This is a genomic window from Nocardia tenerifensis NBRC 101015, from assembly GCF_000308715.1.
GTDB lineage: Bacteria > Actinomycetota > Actinomycetes > Mycobacteriales > Mycobacteriaceae > Nocardia > Nocardia tenerifensis.
The window spans coordinates 1-6,774 of record NZ_BAGH01000037.1 but is presented as its reverse complement, the minus strand read 5'-3'; the positions used below and the strand labels follow the sequence as shown (position 1 = coordinate 6,774).

Below are 6,774 nucleotides of genomic sequence, written 5' to 3'. Positions count from 1 at the left end.
TGCTGATGACGGTGTTCGGGTGTGTGCTGGCGCTGATCCCGCGGTGCCGGACGTGCGGGTCGCGCCGGAACTCATTCTGCCGCTGCTGCTTCCGCCGCTGCTGTACGCGGCGGCGCGGCGCACCTCGTGGCGGACGTTCGCGCGGAACTGGCGCGCGATCGCGCTGCAGGCCGTCGGTTTGGTCGTCGTCACGACGGTCGTGGTCGCGGTGGCCGTGCACCTGTGGGATCCGGCGGTGCCGCTGTCCGTCGCGTTCGTGCTCGGCGCGCTGGTCGCGCCGCCGGACCCGGTGGCCGTGGGCGCGCTGGCCGGTCGGCTCGGGCTGCCGAGACGGCTGGTCGCGGTGCTGGAGGGGAGGGGTTGTTCAACGACGTCACCGCGATCGTGCTGTACGGGATCGCGGTGCAGGCGGTGGTCACCGGGCAGTTCTCCGCGTGGTCGGCGGCCATGGACTTCGTGGCGTCCGCGGTGATCGGCGGCGCGGTCGGCCTGGTGTTCGGCTGGGGCGGCAGCCGGGTGATGCGCCGGCTCGACGAGGCGGCCTGGCAGGTGGCGCTCGGGCTCGCGCTGCCGTTCGCGGCCTACCAGCTCGCGGAGGCTTGGGGCGGGTCCGCGGTGCTCGCGGTGCTGGTGTGCGCGCTGTACCTGACCGACGCGGCCGCCGGCTTCGGCGACTGCGACTATCGGCTCGTCGGCGACTCGTTCTGGACGATCATCGAAATGCTCGTCAGCGGAGTCGCTTTCGGCCTGATCGGGCTGGAGCTGGCCACCGTCTTGCACGACGTCGGGCCGCAGTGGCCGCGCTTCCTCGGCGTCTCGAGCGCGGTGATCGCCGCCGTGGTCGGGGTCCGGCTGGTGTGGTCGTTCGCGACCTGGGCGCTGCTGGGCCGCTGGTGGCGGCGCCGGGAGGCCGACGAGCCGTACACCTGGCGCGAGACGATGGTGACGTGGTGGGCAGGGCAGCGCGGCGTGGCGACCGTCGCACTGGCCTTGGCCGTGCCGTTGACCACCGAGTCCGGCAGCGAGTTCCCGTGGCGGCGTGGGCTTTTGTTCACCGCCTTCGCGCTGGTGCTGTTCACCCTGCTCATCCAGGGGCCCACGCTGTCTCTCGTGGTACGCGCGACCGGGGTTCGCGTGGACACCGATGCGGAGCGAGAGCGGGAGCGCCAGTTGTGGACTCGCATATTGCGGGCCGAGCTCACCCGGCTGTGCGAGGTCGCGCGCACCGAGAACCTGCCCGACGGCGTGTACGACCGCCTGCACGTCGGCATCGAGAGACGGCTCGCCCGAGCCGATCCCGAGGCCGCCGACGACGCCAAGGCGGCCGCGGAGCGCAGCGTCCGGCTCAACCGCACGCTCGACCGGATCAATCAGGAGGTGCTGCGGGCAGGCCGCGCCGAGGCGATGGCCGCGCGCCGGGAACCCGATTTCCCGCCCGATCTGGTCGATCGGGTGATGCGCCGCCTCGACCTGCGCTCGCCTTAGCGGGGGCGAAACTCGTCGGTGCCAGGGGCGAAGCTCCCGAATCCGCGTCCTGTCTGCTGATACCGTCCGAGACCGTGACTACGAACAGCGTGCAAGCAGTTCGTGCGGAGCGCCGCCTCGGGCTGCGCATGTGGCTCGTGCCGGTCGCCATTCTCGCCGTGTTCATGGCTCTGCTCGGCACGATGTATCTCGACTATGTGGTCGACCCCGAAGAGAACCTGCACGACTTTCCGATCGCCCTGGTCAACCAGGACGTCGGCGACAGCGTCGGCGCGCCGGGGGAGCAGCGCTGGGTCAGGTTCGGCGACGAGGTGACCGACGGGCTGAAGCAGGCGGTCCCCGCGGACAAGATCGATCTGCAGGTGGTCGCCGTCAACGAGGCGTCGCAGCGGATGCAGGACAACCGGGTCTACGGCACGATCGTGATCCCGAGCGACTTCAGCAAACGGCTGGGCATCCTCGGTGCGGGCAGCGTGATCCCCGGCGATATCCAGCGTCCGATCATCACACTGCAGACCAACCCGCGCAGCGGGGCCTTCGTCACCGAGATCGTCACCCAGATCGGAAACCGGGCGCTGGCCGAGGTGAACAAGCAGGTCGGCGCGCAGCTCACCGAGCAGGTCCGGGCGCAGCTGACGCCCCCGCCGGGCGGCCCGCCCGCGCCCGAGCTGACCGGCGCGGCCAGAGTCGCGCTGGCCGAGCCGCTGCACATCGTCGTCGAGCCGTTCCACCCGCTGCCGAGTGGCACCGGCCGAGGCCTCACCGCGTTCTTCTACGCGCTGCTGCTCCTGCTGGCCGGCCTGGTCGGCTCGATGACCATCCACACCATGATCGACGCGCAACTCGGCTTCGTGCCCACCGAGTACGGGCCGTGGTTCGTGCACTTCCCGCCGACGCCCATCTCGCGTTTCCATACCCTGCTGATCAAGTGGGGCGTGATGGTGGTGACCGCGAATGTCGTCGCGGGCGTGTTCCTCGCCGTCGCCGACGCGCTCGGCATGCCGATCGATCATCCGCTCGGGCTGTTCCTCTTCAGCGCGCTGGCCATCATCGCCGTCGGCGTCACGGGTCTGTCCGTGCTCGCGGCCGTGGGCTCGGCGGGATTGCTGATCAACCTGATCCTGTTCATCATCCTGGGCCTGCCGTCCTCCGGCGGCACCGTGCCGATCGAGGCGACGCCGAAGTACCTCGGCTGGCTCGCCAATTTCGAGCCGATGCACCAGGTGTTCCTCGGCGTGCGCTCGATTCTCTACTTCGACTCCAGCGGCCCGGCCGGGCTGAGCCGGGGTGTCTGGATGGCGGCGCTCGGCCTGGCCATCGGACTCGTGCTCGGCGTGGTGATCACCCGCTTCTACGACCGCAAGGGCCTGCGCCGCAGCGGAACCGGGCGGCGCGAGACCGTCTAGCGATCCGGATACGCCGGCCTTGTCCGTTCTCGCCGCGCCGCGGGCGGGTTCTGCGTACCCTGGGGCGGCGAGTCGCCGGGCGACCGCGGCGTGCGCCGAACTCCTTCGACCAGAGAGCGTTTCGTGACTACTGCCGAGTTTTCTTTTCCGGTCCGGGAGGCCGAGCGCAAGGTGCTCGATCGGGTCGCCGAGTTGGCGGAGGGGTTCCGGGCCGCCGCGGCCGAGTACGACGAGCGCGCCGAGATCGCGGTCGGGCACCTGACGGCGCTGCACGACGCGGACGTGGATCGCGCCGTGCTCCCCGAACGCGTCGGCGGAATCGGGTTGAGCTACGCGGCATTCGGGCACCTGGTGCGCGTGCTCGCCAAGGCGGACCCGTCGACCGCGACCATCTGGACCATGCACGCGGGCGCGGGCGTCGCGCTGGCGGAGTTCACCGCCGACACCCTCGGCGGGTTCTTCGCCGAGGAGTTCTTGGCGGGCAAGCGATTCGCCAACGCGCTGTCCGAACCGGCCAGCGGGAACCGCTTTCTCAATCCGCAGCAGGACGCCGTTCCGGTCGCGGGCGGCTGGTCGCTCACCGGGGCGAAGCGCTTCGTCTCCGGCTGCGAGATCGCCGAGTACCTGCTGGTGAACGCGCGGGTCGACGGCGCGCCCGCGTTCTTCGGGGTGATGCCCGACGAGACGGTCTCGACCATCCCGATCTGGGACACCCTCGGCCTGCGCGCCACGCGCAGCCAGCTGCTGTCGTTCGACCACACCCTGCTGCGCGCCGAGTATCGCGGCCGCGCACCGGGTTTCGGCGACTTCGCGGTGATCCCGGCGGGCCTGCCCGCGATCTCGCTCGGCATCGCCGACGCGGCGCTGGACGCGCTGATCGAGCACGCGCGGTCGCGGGTGATCCTCGGCAAGCCGCTCGCGCACCAGCAGTGGGTGCAGTACGAGGTCGCCGACGTGCAGACCAAACTGGCCGCCGCGCACGCGCTGTACGAGCGCGCCCTCTGGGAGGCCGACCACGGCGTGCCCAGCTTCTTCCCGAATCTCTCGCGCGCCAAGTACCTCGCGAACAAGATCGCCGTCGAGGTCGCGCAGCTCGGCGTGCGGGTCGGCGGCGCCTCGGGATACCTCAAACAGTCACCCATCCAACGGCATCTGCGCGATGCGGAGGCCGGGCAGCTGATGGCGTACTCGACCGAGGTGATCGCGGGCGAGATCGGCAGGGCGGTGCTCGGCGTGGCGGAAGACGAGTAGCTTCATCATCTGCCCGGGCAGAGTCGCCTCGGCGTGCTGTCCGTGGCGAGCTTCGCGTCCACACAGCCGCCGGGCAGGTCGTCGTAGGTCTCGGTGCCGAAGTTGGCGGTGACGGTCAGCGTGCCGTCGCCGAAGGTGCTGCGCTGCACCAGGCGATCGGCGGTGAGCCTGCGGAACTCGGTCATCGGCGTGGTGCCCGCCGCCTCGTGCAGCGGCGCGAAATACTGTTGCAGGCGGGCGATTTCGGCGCCGTGGGTGCTCAGCTCGTGCTGGTCGAGGACGAGGTTCAGCGGGGTGTTGTTCAGTATCGCGGTCAGCGCGCGCATCGTCTGCTGCCGCGGCAGCTTGTAGTAGGACAGTTCCCAGCGGTCCAGGTTGATCACCGAGTCGTGCAGGACGGTTTCGTACAGCGGGACCCGGTAGGCCGGGTCGAACATCGCCTCGGCCGCGGCGGCGGGCAGCTCGGCGGGCTGGAAGAAGGATCGCGGCGCCCGCTCCGGCGCCCAGCCGCCCCAGGTTTCCTTGTCCCGCTCCGCCTTCCACAGCAGATCCGAGACCGGCGTCTGCGAGCCGTGGCTGTAGGCGAGCACGGTGCTCGCCCACGCGCCCGCGGACTCCGACCCCAGCACCTGCCCGCGCTCCTCGGCCAGCGCGCGCAGGCGGGCGAGGCGATTGTCGCGGTCCTGACGCTGGTTCATCGGGTGCTCGGGGGTGTGGTCGTCGAAGAACTCGCCCGCGGCGTCGACATCGAGGAAGTAGGTGTTCGCCCCGTTCGCGGTCATGCTCGCGTAGCGGTCGGCGAGCAGGCGCGGATCCTGTTTCAGCGCTTGGGAACTGAGGTAGCAGCCGCGGTCGCCGAAGCCGGTCTTCGGCGTGCCGTCCGCGTCGTGCACGCAGCCCGTCGGCCAGACCCCGTCGGGCCAGCGCGAGGCCGGGTTGTCGGCGGTGGCCGGGTCCTGCGCGTTGGCGTACGAATCGTAGGGCCCCGCAAGGTAACCCGCCTGCTTCGCCGCGTCGACGGCCGCGCGGCTCATCGGGTCGTCGCCGGCGTCGTAGCCGAGCCACATCCGGCTGAGTCCGAGTTCGCGCATCCGATGGATGGCCTCGGGCGTGCGGCCGTCACCCCAGAGGTAGGCGTGAAAGGCGCCGAGCAGCCGCGAGATCGCCGGATTCCGGCCGAGCTTCTCGGTGAGGGAACGGAATTCGCCGTGCTGGACCAGCCAGGCGCGGTAGTCCCTGGCGGGTGCGACGGGGGAGGCGTCGGTGAGGGCGAAGGTGACCGTGTAGTCACGGGTGCCGGCCCTGGCCGCGAACTCGTGTTCGGCCGTCGCCCGCAGCTTTCCGTCGGCGGAGGTGACCGTCAGCGTGGTGCCGAGGTCGGTGGGGACGAGGTAGCTGACGCCGCGATCGGCGATGCGGTAGCCCCAGAAGGGCATGGTCAGCCCGGCGGTGAGGTCGAGCGGGTCGCCGACCAGTGCGGCGTCGGGGGAGTTCCAGAACGGGTCCGCGACGGGCAGCGAAAGCCCTTCTCCACGTGGCAGTTCCAGCTCCGCCGCGGCCGGATCGGCACCGGTCATCGGCCAGGCCAGGCGCGTGTCGCGGTCGCTGTGCACGACCACGCGCAGGCGGCCCGCGTCGGCGCTGGCGGAGACGGTCAGACCCCGGTCGGGGTAGGTCCACGTTGCCAGGTCGCCGGTGATCCGAATCGGTCCGGGGGCGCCGAGTCCGCCGGGCGCGCGCTCGGCGAACGCGAGGCGCGCGCCGTCGCCGGTGACGCCGGTGATGGACAGCGAGGCCGTGTCCACGTCGGCGCGGCCGCCGGCGATCGGCACGAGCACGTGATCGCCGCGCAGCTCCGGTCGCGTGCTCGCGGTGGCGTCGTCGCATGCCGTGGCGGACACGCCCGCGATCAGCACGGTGGTGAGGATGGCGGCTCCTGCGCGGCGGGTGCTTCGACGACTCATGCCATGCACGGTTCCGCAGGCGTATGAGAGTTCGATGAGACGCCGACGGGTCCCTGGCCTGCGCGGACCCGGTACGTAGTATCCGGTGGATGCGCGTGTTGGTGGTGGATGACGAGGACGCGGTCCGCGAGGCCTTGGTGCGCGCGATGGAGGGCGAGGGCTACGAGGCGCGGTCCGCGAATGACGGCGCCGCCGCGCTCGCGGAGCTCGAGCGCTGGCGGCCGGAGGTCGTGCTGCTCGACGTGCTGATGCCGTTCATGGACGGGCTGACGGCGTGCCGGCGGCTGCGGGCGCGCGGGGACCGCACGCCGATCCTCATGCTCACCGCCCGCGACGCGGTCGCCGATCGGGTCGACGGCCTCGACGCGGGCGCGGACGACTATTTGGTCAAGCCCTTCGACCTGGACGAGCTGCTGGCCAGGGTGCGCGCGCTGGTCCGGCGCACCTACCCCGAGGACGGCGCCGTGCTGTCCTGCGCCGACCTGGTCATGGACACCACCGCGCACGAGGTCCGCCGCGGCGCGCGCGTCGTCGAGCTCAGCCGCACCGAGTTCGCGCTGCTGGAAGTGTTGCTGCGCAACGAGAATCAGGCCCTGCCGCGCGAGACGCTCATCGAGCGTGTGTGGGGCGCGGGGCTCGGCTCGACGTCGAACTCGCTCGAGGTCTAC

At 71.1% G+C, this 6,774-nt stretch carries 4 protein-coding genes and 1 pseudogene; 4 read left to right on the top strand and 1 reads right to left on the bottom strand.

What is annotated here, in order from left to right; genetic code table 11:
* Nucleotides 1-19: 19 nt before the first annotated feature.
* The 3 genes and pseudogenes from ON39_RS03620 (at nucleotide 20) to ON39_RS03610 (ending at nucleotide 4,142) form a co-directional block, all read left to right on the top strand.
* Nucleotides 20-1,485, top strand: a pseudogene (locus tag ON39_RS03620) (Na+/H+ antiporter).
* A 128-nt stretch (nucleotides 1,486-1,613) separates the two neighbouring features.
* Nucleotides 1,614-2,891, top strand: a complete 1,278-nt coding sequence (locus tag ON39_RS03615) for a YhgE/Pip domain-containing protein (protein WP_040730870.1) — start codon at nucleotides 1,614-1,616, stop codon at nucleotides 2,889-2,891.
* Nucleotides 2,892-3,014: 123 nt separating this feature from the next.
* Nucleotides 3,015-4,142, top strand: coding sequence for an acyl-CoA dehydrogenase family protein (locus tag ON39_RS03610; protein WP_051186265.1), 1,128 nt, complete (start codon nucleotides 3,015-3,017; stop codon nucleotides 4,140-4,142).
* A gap of 5 nt (nucleotides 4,143-4,147) precedes the next feature.
* Here the strand turns inward: ON39_RS03610 and ON39_RS03605 are convergent, their stop codons facing one another.
* Complete coding sequence (locus ON39_RS03605) at nucleotides 4,148-6,106, bottom strand: glycoside hydrolase (protein ID WP_040730866.1); 1,959 nt, start codon at nucleotides 6,104-6,106, stop codon at nucleotides 4,148-4,150.
* Between the two features lie 89 nt (nucleotides 6,107-6,195).
* Between ON39_RS03605 and ON39_RS03600 the strand changes: the two genes are divergently transcribed.
* On the top strand, nucleotides 6,196-6,774 hold a 579-nt coding region (locus ON39_RS03600), incomplete at its 3' end, for a response regulator transcription factor (RefSeq protein WP_040730865.1).

Bases quoted from the DNA above. Each gene is read 5' to 3' on its own strand.
- ON39_RS03615 (WP_040730870.1), top strand. From the start codon at position 1,614: ATGTGGCTCGTGCCGGTCGCCATTCTCGCCGTGTTCATGGCTCTGCTC.
- ON39_RS03605 (WP_040730866.1), bottom strand. From the start codon at position 6,106: ATGAGTCGTCGAAGCACCCGCCGCGCAGGAGCCGCCATCCTCACCACC.